The 1,012-nt window shown below is 63.6% G+C and carries 2 protein-coding genes and 1 tRNA gene; 2 read left to right on the top strand and 1 reads right to left on the bottom strand.

What is annotated here, in order from left to right; all coding sequences use genetic code 11:
* Positions 1-273, top strand: a 273-nt coding sequence (locus tag AOK01_RS36190) for a pyruvate kinase alpha/beta domain-containing protein (RefSeq protein WP_281181488.1), incomplete at its 5' end; no start/stop codon positions are given.
* Between the two features lie 121 nt (positions 274-394).
* Here AOK01_RS36190 and AOK01_RS36195 read toward each other — a convergent pair.
* Positions 395-467, bottom strand: a tRNA-Leu gene (locus AOK01_RS36195).
* 104 nt (positions 468-571) lie between these two features.
* Here AOK01_RS36195 and AOK01_RS36200 point away from each other — a divergent pair.
* On the top strand, positions 572-1,012 hold a 441-nt coding region (locus AOK01_RS36200), incomplete at its 3' end, for a response regulator (RefSeq protein ID WP_055519241.1).

Below are 1,012 nucleotides of genomic sequence, written 5' to 3' on the forward strand. Positions count from 1 at the left end.
CGCTACCGCTCCCCGATCCCCCTCCTGGCCTTCACCCCGGACCCGGCGACCCGCGCCCAACTGAACCTGACCTGGGGCGTCGAAAGCCTCCTGGGCCCGCACGTCGACTCGACCGACGCGATGGTCGACCAGGTGGACGACCTGCTCCTGCAGTACGGCCACTGCCAGAAGGGCGACATCGTCGTCATCACGGCAGGCTCACCGCCTGGGGTCTCGGGCTCGACGAACCTGGTGCGTGTGCATCACATCGGCGAGGACGACACCCCGAAGTAGGCGACCCCTCGCACATATGGACACATTGCGTTACTGGTCGCGACTGCGTGCAGCAAAAAGCGGATGTTCGCGAGAACGGGAACATCCGCTTTTATTGGTGACCTTGGGAACCAAGGAAAAGTACCCCGAGTCGGATTCGAACCGACGCTGTATGGGTTTTGAATCCATTGCCTCTACCGCTGGGCTACCGGGGCCCCTGTGAAACGAAGGTTGGCGGCCTCCCTTCGTGCCACCACCATACCGCAGCTAGGTACGCTCTTGGGAGCAGTACTTGTCTGCCCTGGAACAAGGAGCAACCGTGACCACCCCCGAGTCGCCCCAGCCCGTAGACGCGCCCGACGACGACAAGTCGCACGTGCCTCCGCTGACGACCCGTGTCGTCATCGCCGAGGACGAGGCGTTGATCCGTCTCGACCTCAAGGAGATGCTCGAAGAGGAGGGGTACTCCGTCGTAGGTGAGGCCGGTGACGGTGAGGAAGCCGTCGAGCTTGCCCGGAAGCACCGTCCTGACCTGGTCATCCTTGATGTGAAGATGCCGAAGATGGACGGTATCTCCGCCGCGGAGAAGATCGCGGAGGAGTCCATCGCGCCGGTGCTGATGCTGACCGCCTTCTCGCAGCGCGACCTCGTCGAGCGGGCGAGGGACGCCGGTGCGATGGCGTATCTGGTGAAGCCGTTCAGCAAGGGTGATGTGGTTCCGGCGATCGAGATGGCCGTCTCGCGGTTCACGGAGCTGAAG

Source organism: Streptomyces aurantiacus, assembly GCF_001418335.1.
GTDB lineage: Bacteria > Actinomycetota > Actinomycetes > Streptomycetales > Streptomycetaceae > Streptomyces > Streptomyces aurantiacus.